The sequence below is a fragment of the Streptomyces sp. CY-1 genome (genome assembly GCF_047218265.1).
GTDB classification, from domain to species: Bacteria; Actinomycetota; Actinomycetes; order Streptomycetales; family Streptomycetaceae; genus Streptomyces; species Streptomyces niphimycinicus.
The window spans coordinates 3074404-3098334 of sequence record NZ_CP178393.1 but is presented as its reverse complement, the minus strand read 5'-3'; the positions used below and the strand labels follow the sequence as shown (position 1 = coordinate 3098334).

The window sequence follows — 23931 nt, the reverse complement described above, 5'->3', positions numbered from 1 at the left end:
GCGTGGGTGTCCCGGTCCGGTGTCGCTGTGGATGTCGGGGTGGGTCACGACGTCCCCCCTGGCGCCCCCGGAGGGACGAACGGCAGCCCCTCCGGGACGCCCTTCTCGATGAGCCGCAGCAGTGCGTCGGTGTCGGCGTGCTCCTCGATCAGGTCGCCGAGCCGGTCGAGCTGCTCCTCGCGCAGCTCGCCGAAGCGGGTGTCCGGGGCCGGTACGAACGCCCGGCCCGCGGCGGCGGCCACCCGGCGCAGGAACGCCCGCCGGAAGCCGTCGCTCTCCAGTGAGCCGTGCCAGTGGGTGCCCCACACCGAGCCCACCCGGCAGCCGTCCAGGAAGGGCTCCTCGGCCCCGTCGAGCAGCTCGGCGACCCCGTGGTGGATCTCGTAGCCCGCCACCCGCTCACCGAGCGCCTCGCCCACCGGCCGGGCCAGGGTCTTCTCCGCCGCGAACCGCACCCGCACCGGCAGCAGCCCGAGCCCGGCGACCGTCCCGGCCTTCGACTCGACCTCGTCCTCGATGCGCTCCCCGAGCACCTGGAAGCCACCGCAGACGCCCAGCACCGGACGGCCCTCGGCGGCCCGCCGGGCGATCGCGTCGGCGAGCCCGCGCTCGCGCAGCCACTCCAGCGCCCTTACGGTGCCCCGGGTGCCCGGCAGCACCACCAGATCGGCGTCGGCCAGCTCCTCGGGACGGTCCACGAACCGCACGATCACGCCCGGTTCGGCCGCCAGCGCGTCCACGTCCGTGAAGTTGGACATCAGCGGCACGGCGGCCACCGCGATCCGCAGGACGTCCGCGCCGTAAGGGGGCGCCACGACGCTCTCCCGCACCGCCCCGCGCAGCGACACCCGCAGCCCGTCCTCCTCGTCGATCCCCAGCCCGTGGGCGAACGGGAGCACACCGACGGTCGGGCGCCCGGTGAGGTCGCGCAGCATCTCCAGACCGGGCTCCAGAAGGCTCACATCGCCGCGGAACTTGTTCACCAGATAGCCGGCCACATGCCGTTGGTCCGCCGCCGACAGCAGCGCGGTGGTGCCGAAGAAGGACGCGAAGACGCCACCGCGGTCGATGTCCCCGACCACCACGACCGGAAGCCCGGCGGCGCGCGCCAGCCCCATGTTGACGATGTCGGTACGGCGCAGATTGATCTCGGCCGGGCTGCCCGCGCCCTCGCAGATCACCGCGTCATGGGTGCGCCGCAGCTCCTCCAGGCACTCCGTGACGGTCCCCAGCAGGGCCTCCCGCCCCGAGGGCCGCGGCTGCCCGGGGGAGGCCACGCCCGACGGCGGGTTCGCCGCCGGCTCCGAGCGCCCGAAGTACCCGCGCGCGCTCAGCTCGCCCACCGGCTTGCCCAGCAGCACCACTTGGCTGCTGCGGTCGCTGCCCGGCTTCAGCAGGACCGGGTTCATCAGCGCGCTCGGCTCGACGCGCGCGGCGGCGGCCTGCATGGCCTGCGCCCGCCCGATCTCCGCCCCCTCCCGGGTGACGAAGGAGTTGAGCGACATGTTCTGCGCCTTGAAGGGGGCCACGGTGACGCCCTTACGGGCGAGCCACCGGCAGATCCCGGCCGTCACGACGCTCTTGCCCGCGTCGGAGGTGGTGCCCGCGACGAGCAGCCCCCCGCCGCGCGCCCCGGAACCTTCCGTGCCGCCCTTACCGCGTATCCCGCTCATCCGCCGCCCCTTCCCAAGGCCCGGGGCCGCCCCGTCAACGCCCTCAGCACCGGCCGGGCCGCCATGGACACCCCGAGCGCCAGGACGCCGACGCGCCGCGACAGCCGTATCGCCCGCTCGATGTCGGCCGGTTCCACCGGCCGCCCGCCGGAGTTGAGCACCGGCCGGTGCTCGACCCGGCCGCCGTAGGTGAGGGTGCCGCCCAGCCGTACGCCGAGCGCGCCCGCGAACGACGCCTCCACGGGGCCCGCGTTGGGGCTCGGATGGCGCCGGCCGTCGCGCCGCCAGGCGCGCCGCGCACCGCGCGGATCGGGGCCGGTGAGGGTCGCCAGGACCGCCGTAAGGCGCGCACCGGGCCAGCCGGCCACATCGTCCAGCCGGGCCGCCGCCCAGCCGAACCGCCGGTAGCGCGGCGACTTGTGGCCCACCATGGCGTCCAGGGTGTTGACGGCGCGGAAGCCGATGAGCCCCGGCACGCCGCCCAGGGCCCCCCACACCAGCGCGCCCACGACGGCGTCGGAGGTGTTCTCGGCGACCGATTCGACGACCGCGCGGGCGATCTGCGGCCCGTCCAGCGCCTGCGGATCGCGCCCGCACAGATGCGGCAGCCGCTCCCGGGCGATCTCCAGGTCCCCCGCGGCCAGGGCCCCGCCGACGGCCCGTGCCTCACGGCCCAGCGTCGTGCCGCCCAGCACGGCCCAGGTGGCGGCGGCGGTCAGCGCGATCTCCGCGCCACCGCGCCCGCCCAGGGCCCGTACGGCGCGGGTCAGCAGCGCGGCACCGGCGGCCGCGCCGCCCGCGCACAACGCGGTGTGCAGGGCCCCGTAGCCGCGGTGGTCACGCCACAGCCGGCGCTCGGCGGCCGCGGCGGCGCGCCCGAACGCGGCGACCGGATGGCCGCGGCGCGGATCGCCCGTGGCGAGATCACCGAGGAAGCCGAGGGCCGCACCGCACGCGAACGAGGCGTGATCGGCACGCATCCGTCAGGCCGCCGTCACGCCTCGGCGCGACCATGCATGACCAAAGGGGCCGAAGGGGCCAGGGGAACCGAAGGGGCCGGAGGAGCCAGCGGGGACAGAGGAGGCTGGCGGCGTGGAGGTGCCGGGCATGGCGGTATGTCCTCACTCAGGGTCCGCGCCCTGGTTCGACGTGACCGGCGGTGAAAGTCTCCTGGCTCCCGGATCCGCGCCCCTCCCGGTCTTCCAGCCCCGCGTACGAAAGGAACCGTACGGTCGAGCCGTGACCCCATACAGGCGATGGGAGAGTGCTCCCCGGTGACAGTGGCGGGACCGCGCCGGATTCTCACCGGCTTCCTCTCCTGCCGCCGTTTGGCTCGGGAAGTCCACCATGGGCCGCGAATGGCCGTCAACTCGCATATGACCCTTGACGCCCGAGTGTGCCGAGCCCCACAGACACTGGCGGACATAAGGCGGCCGCCGGACGGTCGGCGCTGGTCAGCGCCACCATCCGGCGGCCGGTGGGTCGATGAGGACGCGAGCCTCAGGCGACGATCAGATAGATGCCGTACGCCACGGCCGCGGCGCACAGCGCGAAGCAGGCGTACGCCCCGGTGCGGGCGAGCGCGGAGGCGCCGACCCCGCCACCGGACACGGCGGCCGCGCCACCGGAGACGGCAGCCGCGCCGCCCTGCTCCGGCGCCGCCTTACGGGACGTCCCGAGGATGCCCAGGGTGAAGACGCCCACCATGCCGACCGTCACCACGAGGCTGACGCCGAAGACCTGGCCGAGGGCCGCCCAGTCGATGCTCATGTTCCATGGCTCCTTAGCGGGTGGTGCTGCTCGCGGCGGCGGGGGTGGGGGTCTGCTCGGGTGTGTGCTCGGCGATGCCGCTCTCGGGGGCGGCCTCGGCCGCGCTCTCGGGGGCGGCGGGCTTCGCACCCGCGGGCGGCGGGGCCACGGACCGCAGGGCGGCCGTGACGGCGCCCACCGGCTCCTGTGCGCCGACCTCGTTGACGTTGGTGTGGTCCACGGGCTTGCGGCGCGACAGCGCCCAGATCGCCCCGCAGGCCAGGACGGCGAGCACGGCCACCGCCGTGATCCCCGCGTTCCCCTGGTCGGCCAGCAGCGCGGCGCCGCCCGCCACCAGGCCCGCGGCCGGGAGGGTGAGCACCCAGGCGGCCACCATGCGGCCGGCGGTCGACCAGCGCACCACCGCGCCCTTACGGCCGACACCCGCACCCATCACGGCACCGGAGCAGACCTGGGTGGTGGACAGCGCGAAGCCGATGTGGGAGGAGGCGAGGATGACGGTCGCGGCGCCGGTCTGGGCGGCGAAGCCCTGCGGCGGCTGGATGTCGGTGATGCCCTTGCCCATGGTGCGGATGATGCGCCAGCCGCCCAGGTAGGTGCCGAGCGCGATGGCCAGGCCCGCCGAGACGATGACCCACAGCGGCGGGTCGGAGTCGGGTGCCACCACGCCCCCGGTGACCAGCGCCAGGGTGATCACGCCCATCGTCTTCTGGGCGTCGTTGGTGCCGTGGGCCAGCGAGACCAGGGCGGCCGAGGCGATCTGCCCCGCGCGGTAGCCCTTCGCGGTCTCCTCCGAAGAGCGGCCGCGGCCGAGCCGGTAGGTGAGCCGGGTGGCGGCCACCGTGGCGATGCCGGCCACGACCGGCGCGGCGACGGCGGGGATCAGGACCTTCATGACGATCGCGTCCCCGTTGACCCCGTCCAGGCCGACGGAGACCACGGTGGCGCCGATCAGGCCGCCGAACAGGGCGTGCGAGGAGCTGGAGGGGAGTCCGGCGAGCCAGGTCACCAGATTCCACAGGATCGCCCCGACCAGTCCCGCGAAGATCACTTCTGGTCGGATACCGGAGTCCTCGTCGACGATCCCGCCGGAGATGGTCTTGGCCACCTCCACGGACAGGAACGCGCCGACGAGATTGAGGACGGCCGACATCGCCACCGCCACCCTGGGACCGAGTGCTCCCGTGGAGATGGTGGTGGCCATGGCGTTAGCCGTGTCGTGGAAGCCGTTCGTGAAGTCGAACACCAAGGCCGTGACGATCACGATCCCGATGAGAAGCGTGATGTGTTCCATACACCCGGTCAATCAGTTCGAAGGTCGTTAGTGGCACGGTGAACGTAAGGAAACAGGGTGAACGGAAGATGAACTGAGTGGGGCATCAGGGTGACGTGGTTGCGGGAGTGCTAAAGCCTGATGAATTCAGGCCGACTTTCCCATGTCGTAGGGGAGTTGAGCCTCGATCGAGGACCGCCGGAGGAGGCCCCTGGACCGGCCCCGCGGGCGCCCGTCGTTCACCCTCGTTCACCCGCACGGGTGCGGGTGCCCACGAGGCGCGGTCGTAGTCGGTCGTGGACAAGCGCCGCGCCCCTTCCGGTCCCGCCATCGCCCCGCCGCCGGACGCCTGGGAGGATCGGGCCTCGGAGGTGAGGGCAGGTGACCCAGTCGCGATCCACGCGGCAGCCGCAGTCGCGGCTGACCCATCCCCTGCGGCAGGCATGGACGCAGGTGGTGCGAACGGCCCGCAGAACCACCGCTGACGGCCTGGTCGTCGGCACCTCGGGCAATGTCTCGGCCCGGGTCGGCGACACCGTCCTGGTGACCCCGAGCGGCGTCCCCTACGACCGGCTCGGCCCACGGGACGCCGTCGCCGTCGACCTCGACGGACAGCAGGTCCTCGGCACGCTGAAGCCCACCAGCGAGCTGCCCATGCACCTGGCCGTCTACCGGGAGACCGACGCCGAGGCCGTGGTCCATACCCACGCCGTCCACGCCACGGCCGTCTCCACGCTCGTCGACGAGCTCCCCGCGATCCACTACATGACCGCGGCCCTCGGCGGGCCGATCCGCGTCGCGCCCTACGCGCTCTACGGAACCGACGAACTGGCCGACGCCATGATCGAGGCACTGCGCGGCCGCAGCGGCTGTCTGCTGCGCAACCACGGCACCGTCGTCCACGGCGCCACCCTGGACCAGGCGTACGACCGCACCGCCCAGCTCGAATGGATGTGCCAGGTCTGGCTCACCGCGGTCTCCGTCCCCGGCCGCACCCCCACCCTGATCCCACCGGACGAGTTGCGGCGCGCCGCGGACAAGCTCGGCGGCTACGGCCAGCCGAGCTGAGCCCGCCGGGCCCCCGCCCGGCCGGGCACATGCCCGGGCCTGCCCCGCACGCGCCCGGCCCCGCACGCGCCCGGCCCCGCACGCGCCCGGCCCCGCACGCGCCCGGCCCCGGGCCCGGGCCGGAACGGTCACCCGGCCGGGCACGCCCGCTGGCCGGGGGCCGCCTCCCCGCCCACACTGGGAGGGATGCGCCTGCGGACAACGGCGGTCGCGGCCGCCACCACCTTGCTGGGTGCCGGCGTGGCCGCGGTGGCGGCCGGACGGTACGCCACCGACGCTGCGCTGAAACCGGCCCCCGACCGTCCGCTGCCCAACGAGCCCCCGCTCACCGTGCACGCGACCGCGGCCGGCCAGATCACCCTGACCCGCTCGCTCGCCTCGCTGCGCCCCGGCGTCTACGGCCTCACCGGCCGCTCCTGCCACGCCGTCGTCGGCCCCGTCATCGAGGACGCCCCGCACCCCGCCGACTGCGTGGTGCGTCGCCTGGAGCGGGTCACCCACGGCGACCTCCCCCCCGGCACCCGGGTGCGGCTGACCCCCCAGGTGTACATCGGCGATCCGCGGGACGCGCTCGGCATCGACCACGCCGACGTCGACGTGCCCGGCGAACTCGGCCCGCTGCCCGCCTGGTTCATCCCCGGCGAACGCTCCACATGGGTGATCACCACCCATGGCCTCGGCACCACCCGTGAGCACCCTATGGTCGTCATGCCCTTCCTACGGCAGTTGCGGGTGCCGGTGCTCGACCTCGCCTACCGCGGGGACCCCGGCGCCCCCCGGCCCGAGGACGGCATATCCCACCTCGGCGACACCGAATGGCGCGACCTGGACGCGGCCCTGCGCTACGCGGTGGCGTACGGGGCGACCGGGATCGTGCTGCACGGCTGGTCCATCGGCGCCTCGATGGCCCTCCACGCCGCCGCGAACTCCGCGCTGCGCCACCGCGTCCGCGGCCTCGTCCTGGACTCCCCGGTGCTCGACTGGCAGGCCACCCTGCGCGCCCTGGCCGCGGCCCGCGGCATCCCCGCGCCGCTGCTCCCGCTCGCCCTGCGGGCAGCCGAGGGGCGCACCGGGCTCCACGACAGCGTGCTTCCGGAGGTGGCCGATCCCGAGCGGTTGTCCGTGCCCACGCTCGTCGCCCACGGCCCCGACGACACCCTCGCGCCCTGGCATGCCTCGCGCCAATTCGCCGACCGCAGACGCGATCTGGTCACCCTTCACACGGTGCGGCGGGCCCCCCACGCGGCCATGTGGAACGCGGATCCCAAGGGGTACGAGGAGGCTCTGCGGCGCTTTCTGATACCGCTCTTGTAGCGCCCGTAAGACGATCGCGGAAGCGCGTGCGAGACGGCGCGGGAAGCGTTCGCGGGGCGGCGGCGCAGGCGTCCGTAAGATGGCGCGAACCGTTCGCGGCGACCGCCGGACGGGTGCCGATTGGGCTTTCGGGCCGTCAGCGGCGAGACTGCTTCCGTGACGTCCCGTACTCCGCGCGACTCCCGGCTCCGACTCGTCCGCAACCGGCCGATGGCCACCGCCCGCCGGCCCGCGGTGAACCGCGGCTCAAGACCGGCGCCCCGCCCGCCGGAGGGCACTCCGCCCCCGGCGGAGCTGGCCCGGCGGGCCAGGGCGGGGCTCACCGGGGCCGTGGCGATCGCCCACTGGGCCGCGGCCGAGCACGGCGCTCCCGGCGCGCTGTCCGACGAGGCCGCCGCCCGCGCCGCCGCCGCGCTCGGGCTGAGCGAGCCGGAGGTGCGCGGCGACTGGGACCGCGCCCGCCTCATCGGCCTCATCGAGCACCATGCGGGCACCACCCGCCCCGGCTGGCGGTTGCAGGCGTGGGACCGGGACGACAGCGCCGTGCTGCGCGGCTGGGTCGCGCTCCTCGACGCGTGGTCCCTGGCCTGCCCCGCCCCGGCGGCGGCCGAGCCGACGGCGGTCGCGGAGGTCGTCGAGGCCGTACCGCAACTGCTCTCGCTGCTTCAGCTCTCGGCCGGCCCCATGCAGATCTCCGCCCTGCTGGACATGCTCCGGCAGCGGGTCGCCGAGCTGCGCACCGAGCGCTGCGAGGTCCCCCAGGACGCCACGGAGCTCCAGGACGCCACGGAGCCGCAGAAGCCCGCCGAGGCCGCCACGAGCCCCGACGACGCCGAGGACACCGCCACGCTGGAGGGGCTGCTCGACTGGGTCCTGGACGCCCTGTCGTCCGTCGGGGCGCTCACCGTACGGGAGGAGCCGCGGGACGGACCGGCGGGACCGGAGGGCGCCGGGAGCGCGGCCGACGACGCCAAGGGCGACAGCCGGGAGGCCGAGCTGTCCGCGCTCGGCAACTGGGCGGTGTGGGTCAAGCTGGAGCAGATCTGCGTGGCTGCCCAGAGCCCGGCCGGGAACATCGAGCAGCCCGCCCCCGACATGCTGCGCGGCTGTGCGGGCCTGACTCCGGGCCCCGCCCGCGCCGAGTACCGCGCCTGGCTGGCCGCCCGCCCCGTCGGCAGCGCCGTCACCGAGCTGATCGAGGCGGCGCGCGGCGACGACGCGCTGCTGCGCGGGCTCGCCTTCGAGGCGCTGCGCGTCGTCGGGGCGCCCGCCGAGCCCGCCGTACGGGCCGTCGCCGACGAATCGTGTCTGCGGCCGTACGCGCTGCTGTGGCTGGCCGAGCACGAGGGCGCCGACCCGGACGAGGCGCTGGACGCGCTCACCCGCGAGGAGGCCACCTGGCTGTGGGTGGACACCGCCGCGGCCATCTCCGACCACGGCGAGAGCCCGCTGCTCGTCCGCCACCTGGAGTCCGCCGTCCAGGGCACCGTGCCCGCGCTGCTGGAGGAGGTACGGGCCGTGGGGCACCCCCGCACCGTGCAGGTCCTGGTGGCGCTGGCCGCCGCCCACCCCGATCCGGCCCTGGCCAAGGCGGTGCGCCGGGCGGCCTTCCAGGTGCACACGGGCGGGGCTTGACGGGTTCGCACGGGCCTGGCCCGAGGGGGAGCGGCCGCGGGGGAGAGGAGAGCGGCCGCCGCGGGTGACCATGGGGAAGGCCGTAAGGTCGCGGCGAGGGCCGTAAGGCCGGGGGAAAACGACTTGCCCGCACCGCTAAACTAGCCGCATGGCAATTCTCCTCGTGCATTAGACGGCGTCGGCCGCTCTCGTCCGTCCCGTCCGCTGTCCACCCTGCCCAGGAGTAATTCCCGTGATCACCGCCTCCGGCGTCGAGCTGCGTGCCGGCGCTCGCGTCCTCATCGAGTCCGCTTCCTTCCGTATCGCCAAGGGCGACCGCGTCGGCCTGGTCGGCCGTAACGGCGCGGGCAAGACCACGCTCACCAAGTGCCTGGCCGGTGAGGGCATCCCGACCGCCGGCACCATCACCCGCTCCGGTCAGGTCGGCTACCTCCCGCAGGACCCGCGCACCGGCGATCTCGACGTCCTCGCCCGCGACCGCATCCTCTCGGCCCGTGACCTCGACTCCGTGCTCCGCAAGATGCGCGAGAACGAGGACCGGATGGCCAACGGCAAGGGCGCCACCCGCGAGCGCGCGATGAAGAAGTACGAGCGCCTGGAGACCGAGTTCCTCACCAAGGGCGGTTACGCGGCCGAGGCGGAGGCCGCGACCTTCGCCGCCAGCCTGGGCCTGCCCGACCGGGTGCTCGGCCAGCCGCTCCATACGCTCTCCGGCGGTCAGCGGCGCCGGGTCGAGCTGGCCCGGATCCTCTTCTCGGACTCCGACATCATGCTGCTGGACGAGCCCACCAACCACCTCGACGCCGACTCGATCACCTGGCTGCGGGACTACCTCAAGACCTACAGCGGCGGCTTCATCGTGATCTCCCACGATGTCGACCTCGTGGAGACGGTCGTCAACAAGGTCTTCTACCTGGACGCCAACCGCTCGGTGATCGACATCTACAACATGGGCTGGAAGCTCTACCAGGCCCAGCGCGAGGCGGATGAGAAGCGCCGCAAGCGCGAGCGTGCCAACGCCGAGAAGAAGGCCGCGGCGCTCAACTCGCAGGCCGACAAGATGCGAGCCAAGGCGACCAAGACCGTGGCCGCGCAGAACATGGCCCGCCGCGCCGAGCGGCTGCTGGCCGGACTGGACGAGGTCCGGCAGAGCGACAAGGTCGCCAAGCTCCGCTTCCCCGACCCGGCGCCGTGCGGCAAGACCCCGCTGACCGCCGAGGGGCTGTCGAAGTCATACGGCTCGCTGGAGATCTTCACCGATGTGAACCTGGCCGTCGACAAGGGCTCCCGGGTCGTCATCCTGGGGCTCAACGGCGCGGGTAAGACGACCCTGCTGCGGCTGCTGGCCGGGGTCGAGAAGCCGGACACCGGCGAGGTGACCCCCGGCCACGGGCTGAAGCTGGGCTACTACGCGCAGGAGCACGAGACGCTCGACCCGGACCGCACCGTCCTGGAGAACATGCGCTCCGCCGCCCCGGATCTGGACCTGGTCGACATCCGTAAGACGCTCGGCTCGTTCCTGTTCTCCGGCGACGACGTGGACAAGCCGGCCGGAGTGCTCTCCGGCGGTGAGAAGACCCGGCTCGCGCTGGCCACCCTGGTGGTCTCCTCGGCCAATGTGCTGCTCCTGGACGAGCCCACCAACAACCTCGACCCGGCCAGCCGCGAGGAGATCCTCGGCGCGCTGCGCACCTTCGCCGGTGCGGTGGTGCTGGTGACCCACGACGAGGGCGCCGTCGACGCGCTCCAGCCGGAGCGGATCATTCTGCTTCCGGACGGTGTCGAGGATCTGTGGGGCGAGGCGTACGCGGACCTCGTCGCGCTCGCCTGACGAGGGCCGATAGCGGCGCCGATGGCGGCGCCGGGGGCGGGGTTCCGGCCGCCGCCCCAAGAGTCCGGTTCCTCCGCTCCGACGCCCTTCTCATAGATCATTCGGCCTAGGCGTGATCCATCATCTGAGTGAGAGCGGCTGGTATCGCGGCGCGTCGCGGGCCACCGGCGCACGCGACGTGCCGTGCGCCGGTCCGGACCTCTGCGACCTTGCTCACGTATGCCCTGACCTGCCTCTTCGTCGATGAACACGAAAGAGTGTCAGGTTGAACACCGCCGGAATCCTTGATTCCGAAGGCCGTCGCGCCGCGATCTCCGGCAATCCTTCATCCACAGACCTTGCCGAATGGGTGGCCAGGAAGCTCTGTAGGGGTGATCATGAGAGTCCAGAGCGCACTTCCCATGAGGAGGCACGGGTGGCCGAGACTCTGAAGAAGGGCAGCCGGGTGACCGGCGCCGCGCGCGAAAAGCTCGCGGCAGACCTGAAGAAGAAGTACGACTCCGGGGCGAGCATCCGGGCGCTGGCCGAGGAGACCGGCCGTTCCTATGGATTCGTTCACCGGATGCTCAGTGAATCCGGAGTTTCCCTACGGGGACGCGGCGGCGCGACGCGAGGCAAGAAGGCCGCCACGGCCTGATAGCACGCGCTGTGCTCCGTCATCATCAGCAGGTATGGACAGGGATGCCACCCGGCTGATCGTCGGTTCGGCCGGGTGGTTACTGTGCAGTCACTTGTACTGACCGCACTCGACCGGAGGCCCCTGTGACCCTGCTCGACAAGGACGGCGTTCAGCTCACCGTCGATGACACGGTCGCCACGGTGACCCTGACCAACCCGGCGAAGCGCAACGCCCAGTCGCCCGCCCTGTGGCGGGCGCTGGCCGAGGCGGGGAAGCTGGTGCCGGGCACCGTGCGCATCGTGGTGCTGCGCGCCGAGGGCAAGTCCTTCTCGGCGGGCTTGGACCGCCAGGCGTTCACGCCCGAGGGGTTCGACGGCGAGCCGTCGTTCCTCGAGCTGGGGCGCGGCTCCGACAGCGAACTGGACGCCGCCATCGCCGAGTACCAGGAGGCGTTCACCTGGTGGCGGCGGAACGACATCGTGTCGATCGCCGCCGTCCAGGGTCATGCCATCGGGGCCGGTTTCCAGCTCGCGCTCGCCTGTGATCTGCGGGTCTGCGCGGAGGACGCACAGTTCGCCATGCGCGAGACCAGCCTCGGGCTGGTGCCGGACCTCACCGGCACCCATCCGCTGGTCGGCCTCGTGGGATATGCCCGGGCGCTGGAGATCTGCGCGACCGGGCGCTTCGTCCATGCCGAGGAGGCCGTGCGGACCGGGCTCGCCAATCTCGTGGTGCCCGCCGCCGAGCTGGACGGCGCGGTCCAGGACCTGGCGGCGGCCCTTCTCGCCGCGCCCCGCGACGCCGTGATCGAGACCAAGGCGCTGCTGCGGGGGGCCGTGGAGCGCACCTACGAGGACCAGCGCGTCGCCGAGCGCGCCGCCCAGGCCCGTCGGCTGCGCGACCTGGCGGGGCTGACGGACTAGACGGCGCCGCCGCTTCCCGGTGCGGCCGCCCGTGCCGTCAACAGTGCCCGTGCCGTAAGGGCGTCCGCACTGTCACGGCGCCTGTGGCGGCTCCACCGTCGGCACCGCCTCCAGCACCAGCACCGCGAGGTCGTCGTCGATCGGCTCGGGGCTGAAGTCATATGTGGCGCGCCGCACCCGCTCCGCCACCGCCTTGGCCCCCAGTCCGACACAGCCCCGCAGGATGTCCGAGAGGCCGTCGTCGTCATCGAGCTGACGGACGCCGTTGCGCCGCTCGGTCACCCCGTCGGTGACGCACAGCAGCGTCTCGCCGGGCGCCAGGTCCAGCGTGTCGGCGTGGAAGTCCGGGTTCTCGTCGATACCGAGCAGCATCTGGGGGCTGGCGGCGGGCGCCACCGTGCCGTCGGTGGTCAGCCGCAGCGGCAGCGGATGGCCGGCGCTCGCCAGGGTGCAGCGGGCGCTGCCCCCTTCCGGGTCGGGTTCCAGCTCCCCGTAGAGCAGGCTCAGGAACCGCGGCCGGGACTGTTCGCCGTCGATCTCCGTCGCCTCCGCCTCCTCCTCCACCAGCGCCTGGTTCAGCCGGTTGAGCACCGACTCGACACCATGGCCCTCGCGGGCCAGCAGCCGGACCAGATGGCGGGCCAGCCCCGTGACCGACATCGCCTCCGGATCACTGCCCTGGACGTCGCCCAGCAGGAAGCACCAGCGGCGGTCGCCCATGGGGAACAGATCGTAGAAGTCGCCGCCGACGGTCTGTCCCTCGCCGTGCGGCTCGTAGACGATCGCCGTGTCCACCCCCGGGATGTGGGCGAGCGACATGGGCAGTTGCCGCCGCTGGAGCGCCCGGCTGATCGTCGCCTGCCGGGTGTACTGCCGGGCCGTGGCCACCGCCTGGGCCACCCGTCGCGCCACGTCCTCGGAGAGCCGCACCACGCCCTCCGCCATCCGTGGCACGCCCGCCCGGCCGATGAGCAGGGCGCCATGGCTGCGGCCGTGTGCGATCAGCGGGAAGCACACCGCCGATCCGCCCTGGCTGTCCGCGATCCCGGGCCAGGGCCAGGAGGTGCCCGCAGAACCGAGCCCGGTGGGCGGCGGATGCCGCTCCAGCGACAGGCGGAGCGCGTCGATACGGTGCTCATCGCTGTGCCAGACGCGGGCGAGCTGAAGCCCGCCGCTCGGGGTGGTCAGCCACACCGCGCACCAGTCGGCCAGCCGGGGCACCAGAAGCTGCCCGGCGAGGGCGGCGACCATGTTCTCGTCGAGCTGGCCGGTGAGCAGTTCGCTGGCCTCGGCGAGGAAGGACGGCCCGCCGCGGTCGACCCAATCGGCGGTCGGATCGCGCTGCTCGCGCGGCGTCACCGGGGCGAGGGTCTCGGCGAACCGCAGCTCACGCCCGAGCGCGCTGGTGGGGATGGCGTCGGACTCCGGCACCGCGCGCTCGGCGTCCAGCCGGAACCAGACCGCCTTACGGGTGCGGTGATAGGTCACGCCCCAGGATTCGGCGAGCGCCCCGATCAACTGGAGCCCGCGGCCGCGGCCCCGGCGCTGGGTCTCGGGCCCTCCGTAGACGGTGCTGGCGGGGTGGAGGTCCGCCACTTCCACGACGATCCCCGGCCGCCTGGGCGCGTCGGCCGGTAGGGACAGCTCATCGGGCTGCCCGATGGTGTCGTCCTCGTCGGCGGTGGCGTCACCGGGCTGCATCCGGCAGACCACCTCGACCCGGGTGCCCGCGTGCAGAACCGCATTGGTGACCAGCTCGCTCACCAGCAGCACCGCGTCGTCGATCGACCGCTCGTCGAGGGCGACCGGCGCGAACGCCTCCGCGGCGCTCCGTCCCGTAAGTGCCGTACGGACGAAGGTGCGTGCTGCGCCGGGCGCGCGCACGCTTCCGGGCAGCGTCGTCCGTGAGACGGACTCACGCGCGAGAGGAAACAAAGCTCCCACGTGCGGCTCCAGGCGATATGGGCGGTTTAGGCCATCTAGGTGCCATATTATGACAGACAGGGGCAATTGAATGATCCTTAAGGGACGACGCCATGGCACTCGACCCGATCACCACTGACACTTCCCCGGCGCGGCCCGCGGGCAGTGCGGATTCCGCTGGGCCGCCCGGCCGGGCGTGCGATGCGGAGACCACGTCCGAGCTGCGCTCCCTGCTCGCGGCGATGAACGCACTGTGCGACGGTGACTTCACCGTTCGTGCGGACCCCTCGGCCGAGGGTGTGGTCGGCGAGATGGCCGGGGTCTTCAACCAGCTCGTGCTGCGCAACGCGCATCTGGCCGGAGAACTCCAGCGGGTGCGCCGAGAGGTGGTGCGCCAGGGCAGGCTGGACGAGCGGATCACCGCGAGCCCCGGTCAGGGAGCCTGGACGACCAGCGTGGACGCGGCCAACCACCTGTTGGACGCCCTGGTCGGCCCGGTGTCCAACGCCACGTGGGTGCTGGATGCGATCGCGTCCGGCGATCTGACCCAGCGGGTGGATCTGCACGACGGCAACCGCCAGCTCCGCGGCGATCTGCGGCGGCTGGGGCGCGGGGTGAACCGCACGGTGGACCAGTTGTCGCTGTTCACCGGCGAGCTGACCAGAATCGCCCGCGAGGTCGGCACCGAGGGCCGGCTGGGCGGCCGGGCCAAGGTGCAGGGGCTCTCCGGCGACTGGCGCATGGTGACGGAGGCCGTCAACACCATGGCCTCCCGGCTGACCGCGCAGGTCCGCGACATCGCCGAGGTGACCACCGCGGTCGCCCGCGGTGACCTCACCCGTCAGGTGACCGTCGAGGCCACCGGAGAGCTGCTGGAGCTGAAGCTCACCGTGAACACCATGGTCGACCAGCTCGGGGCGTTCGCCGACGAGGTGACGCGGGTGGCGCGCGAGGTGGGCACCGAGGGCGAGCTGGGTGGCCGGGCCCAGGTCAGGGGCGTATCCGGGGTCTGGAAGGACCTTACGGACAGCGTCAACTTCATGGCGTCCAACCTGACCTCGCAGGTCCGCAATATCGCCCAGGTCACCACGGCCGTCGCCAACGGCGATCTCTCGCAGAAGATCACCGTGGATGCGAGGGGCGAGATCCTCCAGCTCAAGTCGACGATCAACACCATGGTCGACCAGCTCTCCGCCTTCGCCGACGAGGTGACGCGGGTGGCGCGCGAGGTGGGCACCGAGGGCGAGCTGGGTGGCCGGGCCCAGGTCAGGGGCGTATCCGGGGTCTGGAAGGACCTTACGGAGAACGTCAACTTCATGGCCGACAACCTGACCTCGCAGGTCCGCAATATCGCCCAGGTCGCCACCGCCGTGGCCGAGGGCGATCTGAGCAAGACGATCACGGTCGAGGCGAAGGGCGAGATCCTGGAGCTGAAGTCGACGATCAACACCATGGTGGACCGGCTGTCGTCCTTCGCCGACGAGGTGACCCGGGTGGCCCGCGAGGTCGGCACCGAGGGCAACCTCGGCGGCCAGGCCCAGGTCAGGGGCGTATCCGGGGTCTGGAAGGACCTTACGGAGAACGTCAACTCCATGGCCCTGAACCTGACCTCGCAGGTCCGCAATATCGCCCAGGTCACCACGGCGGTCGCCAACGGCGATCTCTCGAAGAAGATCACGGTCGATGCCCGGGGCGAGATCCTGGAGCTCAAGGAGACCGTGAACACCATGGTCCAGCAGTTGCGCTCGTTCGCCGACGAGGTGACCCGGGTGGCGCGCGAGGTGGGCACCGAGGGTCAGCTCGGCGGCCGGGCCGGAGTGCCGGGCGTCTCCGGGGTCTGGAAGGACCTCACGGACAACGTCAACTTCATGGCGTCCAACCTGACCTCGCAGGTCCGCAATATCGCCCAGGTCGCCACCGCCGTGGCCGAGGGCGATCTGAGCAAGAAGATCGACGTGGACGCGCGCGGCGAGATCCTCGAGCTGAAGACCACCATCAACACCATGGTCGACACGCTCTCCTCGTTCTCCGACGAGGTGACCCGGGTGGCCCGCGAGGTCGGCAGCGAGGGCCGACTGGGCGGCCAGGCCCGGGTCGAGGGCGTCTACGGCACCTGGAAGCGGCTGACCACCGGCGTCAACGAGCTCGCCCTCAACCTCACCACCCAGGTGCGCGCGATCGCCGAGGTCGCCTCCGCCGTCGCCCAGGGCGATATGTCCGGTTCCATCTCGGTCGAGGCGCAGGGCGAGGTCGCCGAGCTGAAGAACAACGTCAACCTGATGGTCGCCAACCTCCGCGAGACCACCCGCGCCAAGGACTGGCTGGAGTCCAACCTGGCCCGTATCGCCTCCCTGATGCAGGGCCACCGCGATCTGGTCGAGGTCGCCGATCTGATCCTGAGCGAGCTGACCCCGCTGGTCAACGCGCAGTTCGGGGCGTTCTTCCTGAGCGCGGCCGGTGCCAAGCCCGGTGAGGGGCTCGAGCTCATCGCCGGATACGGCACCGATCAGGACGCGGTCGGGGGCGACGGCCAGACCCCGCGGACCGGCCCACCGGGCCGCGGGCTGGTCGCCCAGGCGGCGGTGGGGAAGAAGCGGATCCTCATCAACGACGTCCCGCCCGACTACCTTGCCATCAACTCCGGGCTGGGCTCGGCGCTCCCGGCCAGCGTGGTCATCCTGCCGATCCTCTACGAGGACCAGGTGCTCGGAGTGATCGAACTGGCCTCGTTCAGCCGGTTCAGCGAGGTCCACCTCGCCTTCGTCGACCAGTTCGTGAACACCATCGGCGTCTCGATCAACACCATCATCGCCAACGCCCGCACCGAGTCGCTGCTCTCCGAGTCCCAGCGGCTCACCACCGAGCTGCGCCAGCGCTCGAACGAGCTCCAGCGCTCCAACGCGGAGATGGAGGAGAAGGCCGCGCTGCTGGCGACCGCCTCCCAGTACAAGTCCGAGTTCCTCGCCAATATGTCGCATGAGCTGCGCACCCCGCTGAACTCGCTGCTCATCCTGGCCCGGCTGCTCGCCGACAACCCCGAAGGGCGGCTGTCCCCCCAGGAGGTGCAGTTCGCCGCCACCATCCACCGCTCCGGCTCCGATCTGCTCCAACTGATCAACGATGTCCTGGATCTGTCGAAGATCGAGGCGGGCCGGATGGACGTCCGGCCGAGGAAGCTGCCGCTGGTCAAGATCCTGGACTATGTGAACGCCACGTTCCGGCCGCTGGCCGTCGACCGGGGGCTGTCGTTCGAGATCGCCGTCGGCGAGGACGTACCGCGCGAGATGTTCTCCGATGAGCAGCGGCTCCAGCAGATTCTGCGCAATCTGCTCTCCAACGCCCTGAAGTTCACCTCCTCGGGCGGGGTGACGCTGCGCGTCGAGCGCACCCCGGGAGCGCAGTTCGAGGAGGAGGCGCTGCGGTCCGCGGACGCCGTGATCGCCTTCGCCGTCACCGACACCGGTATCGGCATCCCGCCGGAGAAGCTGCCGGTGATCTTCGAGGCGTTCCAGCAGTCCGACGGCACGACCAGCCGCAAATACGGCGGCACCGGCCTCGGCCTGTCCATCAGCCGGGAGATCGCCGGAATGCTCGGCGGCCGGATCGTGGCCGAGAGCGAACTGGGCGTCGGCTCCCGCTTCACCCTCTACGTCCCCGTGCACTACAGCGGCGTCGCCCCGGCGCCCGACCCCTCGGACCCCAGGGCCACCGGCTCCACCGTCCCGGCGGCGGCCCCCGCCCCGGACGAGGCGCTGCCGGACACCACCGACCACGCCCCCAGCGGGGTCTTCGGCGCGGCGGACAGCCTGGTCGCCGCCCGGGCCCTGAGCGGCGGGGCCGAGACCGAGGACGGAGACGAAGCCGAGGACCACGACGACGGCTGGCCGGGGGCCACCCAGCTCAAGGAGTGGCAGCGCGGACGCCCCGGCCGGGTGCTGGACGGCCGCCGCATCCTGATCGTCGACGACGACATACGGAACGTCTTCGCGCTCACCCATGTGCTGGGCCGGGTCGGCATGACGGTGAAGTACGCGGAGAACGGCCGCGAGGGGCTGGAGGTACTCCACCGCAACCCCGATGTCTCGCTGGTCCTGATGGACGTGATGATGCCCGAGATGGATGGGTACGAGACGATCCGGGCCATCCGCAGCACACCCCGGCTCGCCGATGTGCCGATCCTTGCCCTGACCGCGAAGGTCATGCCCGGCGACCGGGAGAAGGCCATCGACAGCGGCGCGAACGGCTATGTCCCCAAGCCCGTGGACGTCGACCGGCTGATGTCGGCGATCATCGAGGTGCTCGATCCGGTGGGGGAGGCGGGGAGCGGGGACGCTGACGCGTCGGGTGATGACGCTGCCCTGGCTGGTGGTGACGCTGCCGGGGCTGGTGATGATGCTGCCCTGGCTGGTGATGACGCTGCTGTGGTTGGCGGTGACGTCGTTGGGTCTGGTGACGTCGTTGGGTCTGGTGACGCCGTTGGGTCTGGTGACGCCGTTGGGTCTGGTGGTGACGCCTTCGACGACGCGTCGCTCGGTGTGCCGGGCGGTGTCGAGGATGGCGGCGCGGACGACGGTGAGGGCGCCGGCCGGGAGGGGAGCGCGCCCGACGAGACCGGTCCGCCGAGGCCGAGGCAGGGGGAGTGATGACGACCGCATGCGATAAGGCCGGAATCCTCATCGTCGACGACATGGAAGAGAACCTGATCGCGCTGGAGGCCGTCCTCGGCCCGCTCGATCAGCAGCTCGTCCGCGCCCGCTCCGGCGAGGAGGCGCTGAAGGCGATGCTGCGGCAGGACTTCGCCGTCGTTCTGCTGGATGTGCTGATGCCTGGCATGGACGGCTTCGAGACCGCCGCCAACATCAAGCGGCTCGACCAGACCAAGGACGTCCCGATCATCCTGCTGACCGGGACCGACGCCGACTCCGACTACGCCTACCGGGGCTATGCGATCGGCGCCGCCGACTTCCTCACCAAACCCTTCGACCCCTGGCTGCTGCGGACGAAGGTCAATGTGTTCCTGGAGATGCACCGCAAGAACTGCCGGCTCGAGGCGCGGACCGAGCAGTTGGCCGACCGGGTCGCGGAGCTGGAGCGCACGGTCGAGGGGCTGCGGAAGTACAGCGCCGAGGGTTGATCGGCCGGTTCGGCTCGCGGCGACGGTCGCCGGCCAGGGCTGTGGTCAGGGATCCACGGCGGTGACCAGGACGGCCACCGTGGGCGGCTGGTCCCCGGGGGCCGGGGTGCTCTGTGCCACCGCCGTTCGCACCGCCCGCGCCACATCCACGGCGCGGTGATCGGCCGCCACCGCCAGCTCGATCCGGATGTGCGAGCCCTCGATCCGCACGGGCCGGGGCGATCCCAGCACCGACGCGAGCCGGGCGACGCCGGGCACGGATGCGGCGGTCGCGGCGGCGCGGGCGGCCGCGGCGGCGGGGTCCGGGTCGGGGCGTTCGGCCGACGGCGGCCGTGGTGGTGGTTGGGGCTGGTTTTGGGGCCGCGGGGCCGCGGGAGCCGGGGGCGGGGCCGGGAGTTCGTCCAGCACGTCCGTCACCCGTACGTCCACCGCCTCCACCAGGAGGCCCAGCCGGTCCGTCGCCGTGTCGAGGAGTACGTCGCGCAGCCGGTCCGCCGTCACCGGAAGCGGTTCCTCCAGCGTCGCCCCGCACTCCGCCGCGATGCGCAGCGTCCCCGGCGGCAGCGCGCTCGGCGGGGGCGGTACCGCGGGCGTCGCGGCGGTGTCGGGGTCGGCGGGCGCGATCCGGAGCGCTCCCAGGTGTACGTCGGGGACCTGGTCGGCGGCCCGCCGGAGCACCTCGCCCGCCGCGTGTTCGGTGATCCAGGAGCCGTCCTCCCGCCTGCCCAGGGGCAGCAGCCGTCCGAGCCGAAGCTGCTCCCTCACGGTCTGCGCGAGCCGGTCTGTGACCACCGTGTCACCCCTTGGCGCCGGACGGGACCGAGCCCTGCTGGTCTCGGCCTGCCGTGTGCTTTCAGCCTGCCGCATCGATCGCGCGAGTGCCGCATCTCCGAAGCGGTTCGGGGAAGGCCCCTTTAAGGTTGGCGGTAGAGCGAGCGGAAACCTCTTCGACCGCTCTTCGCCTCGGAAGGGACGATCGGTGATGTCCGAGACCGCACCACGGAACCGACCCGAGAACCCCGCGACGGAGCCCGCCGCGGGCACCCCGAGGACCCTGGGCGCCAGGGGCGGCATCGCCCCGGCCGCCACCGACCGGCCCCGGCGCGGCGGAGGCGACCCCGGCTCGCGGGGGCGCACCACCATCGCCGATGGCGTCGTCGAGAAGATCGCGGGGATGGCGGCCCGCGATGTGGTCGGCGTCCATGCGATGGGCGGCGGCCTCGCGCGAACCTTCGGAGTCGTACGGGACCGGGTGCCCGGCGGCCGGTCGGTCGCCCGTGGGGTGAAGGCGGAGGTGGGAGAGGTACAGACGGCCCTCGACCTGGAGATCGTGGTGGACTACGGCGTCTCCATCGCCGATGTCGCACGGGCCGTGCGGGAGAACGTGATCGCGGCGGTCGAGCGGATGACCGGCCTCGAGGTGGTCGAGGTCAATATCGCGGTCAGCGATGTGAAGTTGCCGGACGAGGAAGAGGAAGCGCCGGAGCCGCGGCTCCAGTAGGCCGGCAGCGGTTCCGGTTGGCTCCAGCAGGGGAGCACACGATGAGCATGGCCGTGGTCGGGATGATCGCGGGGATGGCGCTGGCTTTCGCCGGTTACTTCGGTGGTTTCGGGGCCTTTCTGCTGGTGGCGGCGTTGGGCGCCGTCGGGTTTATCGTCGGCCGATTCCTGGACGGTGATCTGGAACCGGGCGACTTCTTCCGTTCCCGTGGCCGTGATGACGGACGGCCACGGTGAACACTTCGACGACGGCAGGTGTGAAGACGACGGCAGGTGTGAAGACGACGGCAGGGGCTGTGGCGATGGCGGGGGCCATGACGACAGTAAGGACGCGCCGTGGTCGAGCCGGGTGAGCGGGGTGCGACGCGGATCGCGGACCGGGTCGTCGCGAAGATCGCCTCGCAGGCGGCGCGGGAGGCGTTGCGGGTGGACGGGGCCGGCGCGGCGGACGCCGCTGCGGAAGTAGCGGACGTCGTCGATACCGCGGACGTCGGCCTTGCCGATGCCGCCGCCGCGCCGCCGCACGCGGTCGCCGTGGTGCGCGGGGACGTCGCGCGCGTCCGGGTCGCCGTCGAGCTGGGCTATCCCTCGGACATCGGCGCGCACTGCGGTGCGGTGCGTCGTCATGTGATCGAACGGGTAGGCGAGTTGACGGGCATGGAGGTGCCCGAGGTCGTGGTGACCGTCGAACGACTGCATGTGCCGCAGTGGGAGCACCCGGAGCGGAGGGTGCGTCGGGGGAGGGACAGGGTGCGATGAACGCGGACCAGAAGATGCGTCAGTCCACCTCGGCGTCGGCGTACGGCGGGAGGGCGGGGACCGGCGCCCGGGACGGCGATCCGCCCGTGCGGATGAGGCGCTTCTGGTCCGTACGGCGGGTACCGGCCGGGATCGTCGCCCTGGTCATCGCCGCCGTCAGCGGGCTGCTGCTGTACGACGTGGCGGCCGTGCGCTCGGGTCGGCCCGCCATGCGATGGCGGGAATGGCTCGCCGATGAACTCGCTTCACGGCCGCTGGACGACGCGTGGATCATGGGCGGGGCGGCGGCGTTGGCCGCGCTGGGGGTGTTGATGGTGGTCCTCGCGTTGGCGCCGGGGCTGCGTGGGCTGCTCCCGATGCGGCCGCCGGGGACGGGGACGGGGACTGGGGCTGAGGCGGAGGTGGGGGCGGGGCCGGGGAAGGGCGTGGAGGCGGGCGCCGGGACCGGGGGCGCCGTACGGGCCGGGATCGACCGGACCTCGGCTGGGCTGGTGCTGCGCGACCGGGCGATGGAGGTGCCCGGTGTGCGGTCCGCCCGCGTGGACGTCGGCCGTCGGCGGGTCAGGGCCCGTGCGCTGGCCCACTTCCGTGACCTCGACGAGGTACGGGCGGATCTGGACGCCGCCCTCCACGAGGGCATCCGGCAACTGGGCCTGGCCCGGCGGCCCGCCCTGTCCGTCCGTGTCCGGCGGTCGGCGAAGTCGAAGGGGTGAGCGCGCCATGCTGAGGGTCGTCAACCGGGTGCTGCTGGGGGTCGTGGGGCTGGTGCTGGCCGGGGTGGGCGCGGTGATCCTGGCCGGGTGGCCGCCGTTCGACGGGCGGGGCGATGTGCTGCTGAGCCGGGCGGATCGGACGCGGTGGCGGGACGCCGGATGGTGGTGGCCGGCCGTCATCGCGGCGCTGGCGGTGCTGTTCGTGCTCGCGCTGTGCTGGTTCCTGGTGCAGTTGCGGCGGCGTCGGCTTCAGGAGGTGCTGGTGGAGACGGGCGACGGCGAGGGCGCCCTGCTGCGGGGTCGGGCCCTGGAGGCGGCGCTCCTGGCGGACGCGGAGTCGCTGGACGGCGTGGAGCGGGCCCACGTCCTGCTACGGGGCCGACGGACCACGCCGGAGGCCCGGATGGGCCTGGTACTGGAGCCGCGTGCCGAACCGACGCTGACACTGGAAGCGCTACGGGCGGAGGCCCTGGAGCGCGCCCGGACCTCGGCGGGCCTGGACCAACTCCCGGCGGAGGTCCGCCTGAGGGTGGCCCGACACGGGGCGGAACGGGCGCGGTAGGTCTGCGGGTTCCGCTGGGTGCGGGTGCGCGTTCCGCTGGGTGCGGTGCGTGGGTGGTGCCTGCTGTTCGTGGTGGGTGCCGGGTGCGGGGCCTCCGGGGCGGCGCCCTGGACCGTATATTTACGGCGCCGTTGGCCGGGGGCGTTGTGTTGGTCGGGGATTGGCGCCACAAATACACGTAAGCGTCCAGGACACCACCCCTGCGACCCCGCCCCCTCCCGTCTCGTCGGCGTCCGCGCGCCGGTGGTGTGAATTCAGCCTCTCCGGCGTTTGAGGAGCGGGGTCCGGGGCGGAGCCCCGGCGGGGGTCCAGGGGGCGGAGCCCCATGGTTTCGGGAAGGGGCGGGGTGGGGGACCTTCCGCCGGAGGCGCCCACGGTCCGGGCCCAGGTCCGGGGCGGAGCCCCACCCCGCGCGGGGCAGCCGCACATTGGTATTGCGCGGAGCCGCCGCCGGAGGCACCCCCAAGCCCAAGCTCAGAAGTTGTGCAGGGCCCCACCATCCACCGGCAACATCAGCCCGGTGAGATACGACGCCGCAGGCGACAGCAGAAAGGCCGCGGCCTTGCCGAATTCCGAGGGCGTCCCATACCGCCGCAGCGGAATCGCCGCCGCGTTCCGCTCCCGCGAGGCATCCGCGTCGCCGGAGAGGGCGTCGAGTTCGCGGACGCGGTCGGTGTCGATGCGGGCCGGGAGGAGGCCCACGACGCGGATGCCGCGGGGGCCGACCTCGAGGGAGAGGGACTTGGCGAAACCGGCGAGGCCGGGCCGCAGGCCGTTGGAGACGGTGAGGCCGGGGATCGGTTCGCGGACGGAGCCGGAGAGGACGAAGCCGATCACGCCGCCGGAGGGGAGCTGCTCGGCGGCCGTACGGGCGAAGCGGACGGCGCCGAGGAAGACGGAGTCGAAGGCGGCCTGCCACTGGGCGTCGGTGATGTCGGCCGTCAGCCCGGCCGGCGGGCCGCCGACGCTGATGAGGACGCCGTCGAAGCCGCCGAAGCGCTCGCGGGCGGTGGCGATGAGCCGGGCCGCGGTCTCGGGGTCGGAGTTGTCGGCGGCGACGCCGACCGCGTTCGGGCCGAGGTCGGCGGCGACGGCGGCCGCCGTATCGGCGTCGCGGCCGGTGATGACGGCCTTCGCACCGTCGGCGATCAGCTCACGGGCGGCGGCGAGGCCCAGCCCGCGGGTGGCTCCGGTGACGATGTACACCCGGTCTTTGAGTCCAAGATCCATGGAC

Annotated in this window: 20 protein-coding genes and 1 riboswitch; of the genes, 13 read left to right on the top strand and 7 right to left on the bottom strand. The window is 72.6% G+C overall.

All coding sequences use genetic code 11. The annotated features are described in order from the left end of the window. Positions 1-44: 44 nt before the first annotated feature. The 4 genes from ACK1X7_RS13315 to ACK1X7_RS13300 form a co-directional block, all read right to left on the bottom strand. Positions 45-1673 (bottom strand): cobyric acid synthase, encoded by a 1629-nt coding sequence (locus ACK1X7_RS13315; protein WP_390793010.1) that lies wholly within the window; start codon positions 1671-1673, stop codon positions 45-47. After that, positions 1670-2653 (bottom strand): cobalamin biosynthesis protein, encoded by a 984-nt coding sequence (locus ACK1X7_RS13310; RefSeq protein WP_385146196.1) that lies wholly within the window; start codon positions 2651-2653, stop codon positions 1670-1672. Before ACK1X7_RS13310 ends, ACK1X7_RS13315 begins: the two co-directional genes overlap by 4 nt. Positions 2654-2817: 164 nt before the next feature. Further along, positions 2818-3035, bottom strand: a riboswitch (cobalamin riboswitch). A gap of 138 nt (positions 3036-3173) precedes the next feature. Next, complete coding sequence (locus ACK1X7_RS13305) at positions 3174-3443, bottom strand: hypothetical protein (protein ID WP_361512913.1); 270 nt, start codon at positions 3441-3443, stop codon at positions 3174-3176. A gap of 13 nt (positions 3444-3456) precedes the next feature. Next, positions 3457-4737 (bottom strand): inorganic phosphate transporter, encoded by a 1281-nt coding sequence (locus ACK1X7_RS13300; RefSeq protein ID WP_385146198.1) that lies wholly within the window; start codon positions 4735-4737, stop codon positions 3457-3459. Positions 4738-5097: 360 nt separating this feature from the next. On the opposite strand from ACK1X7_RS13300, the gene ACK1X7_RS13295 reads away from it, so the two are divergent. From ACK1X7_RS13295 to ACK1X7_RS13270, 6 genes are all read left to right on the top strand, one after another. Further along, positions 5098-5784, top strand: coding sequence for a class II aldolase/adducin family protein (locus ACK1X7_RS13295; RefSeq protein ID WP_385146200.1), 687 nt, complete (start codon positions 5098-5100; stop codon positions 5782-5784). A 186-nt stretch (positions 5785-5970) separates the two neighbouring features. Next, entirely contained in the window at positions 5971-7098 is a 1128-nt protein-coding gene (locus ACK1X7_RS13290; protein WP_413115120.1) for an alpha/beta hydrolase, read from the top strand. 156 nt (positions 7099-7254) lie between these two features. After that, the gene (locus ACK1X7_RS13285) at positions 7255-8733 is read left to right on the top strand and encodes a hypothetical protein (protein WP_385146204.1); all 1479 of its coding nucleotides are present in this window, start codon (positions 7255-7257) and stop codon (positions 8731-8733) included. A 232-nt stretch (positions 8734-8965) separates the two neighbouring features. Continuing rightward, complete coding sequence (locus tag ACK1X7_RS13280; RefSeq protein ID WP_385146206.1) at positions 8966-10564, top strand: ABC-F family ATP-binding cassette domain-containing protein; 1599 nt, start codon at positions 8966-8968, stop codon at positions 10562-10564. 415 nt (positions 10565-10979) lie between these two features. Then, complete coding sequence (locus tag ACK1X7_RS13275) at positions 10980-11201, top strand: helix-turn-helix domain-containing protein (protein WP_014059784.1); 222 nt, start codon at positions 10980-10982, stop codon at positions 11199-11201. A gap of 125 nt (positions 11202-11326) precedes the next feature. Continuing rightward, positions 11327-12106, top strand: a complete 780-nt coding sequence (locus tag ACK1X7_RS13270) for an enoyl-CoA hydratase/isomerase family protein (protein ID WP_216341919.1) — start codon at positions 11327-11329, stop codon at positions 12104-12106. Positions 12107-12178: 72 nt separating this feature from the next. On the opposite strand, the gene ACK1X7_RS13265 is transcribed toward ACK1X7_RS13270, so the two are convergent. Then, entirely contained in the window at positions 12179-14050 is a 1872-nt protein-coding gene (locus tag ACK1X7_RS13265; RefSeq protein ID WP_385146208.1) for a SpoIIE family protein phosphatase, read from the bottom strand. 92 nt (positions 14051-14142) lie between these two features. Here ACK1X7_RS13265 and ACK1X7_RS13260 point away from each other — a divergent pair, with 92 nt between their 5' ends. After that, a complete protein-coding gene (locus ACK1X7_RS13260) occupies positions 14143-18672 on the top strand; it encodes a HAMP domain-containing protein (protein WP_413115119.1) in 4530 nt (1509 codons plus the stop codon). Then, on the top strand, positions 18672-19163 hold the full coding sequence (locus ACK1X7_RS13255; protein WP_385157019.1) for a response regulator: 492 nt from the start codon (positions 18672-18674) through the stop codon (positions 19161-19163). The genes ACK1X7_RS13260 and ACK1X7_RS13255 overlap by 1 nt, the downstream gene beginning before the upstream one ends. A gap of 45 nt (positions 19164-19208) precedes the next feature. On the opposite strand, the gene ACK1X7_RS13250 is transcribed toward ACK1X7_RS13255, so the two are convergent. Further along, positions 19209-19955 (bottom strand): nucleopolyhedrovirus P10 family protein, encoded by a 747-nt coding sequence (locus ACK1X7_RS13250; RefSeq protein WP_385157022.1) that lies wholly within the window; start codon positions 19953-19955, stop codon positions 19209-19211. A 190-nt stretch (positions 19956-20145) separates the two neighbouring features. Between ACK1X7_RS13250 and ACK1X7_RS13245 the strand changes: the two genes are divergently transcribed. From ACK1X7_RS13245 to amaP, 5 genes are all read left to right on the top strand, one after another. Then, complete coding sequence (locus ACK1X7_RS13245; RefSeq protein ID WP_390793015.1) at positions 20146-20664, top strand: Asp23/Gls24 family envelope stress response protein; 519 nt, start codon at positions 20146-20148, stop codon at positions 20662-20664. A gap of 41 nt (positions 20665-20705) precedes the next feature. Beyond that, positions 20706-20900, top strand: a complete 195-nt coding sequence (locus ACK1X7_RS13240) for a hypothetical protein (RefSeq protein WP_078640735.1) — start codon at positions 20706-20708, stop codon at positions 20898-20900. A gap of 99 nt (positions 20901-20999) precedes the next feature. After that, positions 21000-21422, top strand: coding sequence for an Asp23/Gls24 family envelope stress response protein (locus tag ACK1X7_RS13235; RefSeq protein WP_398159278.1), 423 nt, complete (start codon positions 21000-21002; stop codon positions 21420-21422). Further along, positions 21419-22135 carry a DUF6286 domain-containing protein gene (locus tag ACK1X7_RS13230; protein ID WP_413115118.1) on the top strand — a complete coding sequence of 239 codons (717 nt, stop codon included), beginning with the start codon at positions 21419-21421 and terminating at the stop codon, positions 22133-22135. The genes ACK1X7_RS13235 and ACK1X7_RS13230 overlap by 4 nt, the downstream gene beginning before the upstream one ends. A 7-nt stretch (positions 22136-22142) precedes the next feature. Further along, positions 22143-22697 carry an alkaline shock response membrane anchor protein AmaP gene (gene amaP, locus ACK1X7_RS13225; RefSeq protein ID WP_361498990.1) on the top strand — a complete coding sequence of 185 codons (555 nt, stop codon included), beginning with the start codon at positions 22143-22145 and terminating at the stop codon, positions 22695-22697. A 474-nt stretch (positions 22698-23171) separates the two neighbouring features. On the opposite strand, the gene ACK1X7_RS13220 is transcribed toward amaP, so the two are convergent. Then, on the bottom strand, positions 23172-23927 hold the full coding sequence (locus ACK1X7_RS13220) for an SDR family oxidoreductase (RefSeq protein WP_216341904.1): 756 nt from the start codon (positions 23925-23927) through the stop codon (positions 23172-23174). Positions 23928-23931 lie beyond the last annotated feature (4 nt).